The organism is Ciceribacter ferrooxidans (assembly GCF_004137355.1).
GTDB classification, from domain to species: domain Bacteria; phylum Pseudomonadota; class Alphaproteobacteria; order Rhizobiales; family Rhizobiaceae; genus Allorhizobium; species Allorhizobium ferrooxidans.
Genome location: NZ_SDVB01000292.1, coordinates 1 through 251 on the forward strand (window position 1 = coordinate 1; position 251 = coordinate 251).

1 protein-coding gene is annotated in these 251 nt (G+C 51.8%); it reads left to right on the forward strand.

The features are described 5' to 3' along the window. Nucleotides 1–251 (forward strand): ubiquitin-like protein (locus tag EUU22_RS25680; protein ID WP_205687940.1); only part of this gene is annotated, 251 nt, incomplete at both ends.

The following is a 251-nucleotide window of genomic DNA, read 5'->3' on the forward strand; positions in this document are numbered from 1 at the left end:
AGGAAGGAATCCCACCTGACCAGCAGAGGTTGATCTTTGCTGGCAAGCAGCTCGAACATGGCCGCACACTTTCTGACTACAATATCCAGAAGGAATCCACCCTGCACTTGGTTCTTCGTCTGAGGGGAGGCATGCAGATCTTTGTCAAAAAGCTCAGTGGGGCGACGAGTACGCTGGAGGTTGAGCTTTGTGTCATCGTTGAGAACGTGAAGGACAAGTTCCAAGACAAGGAAGGAATCCCACCTGACCTG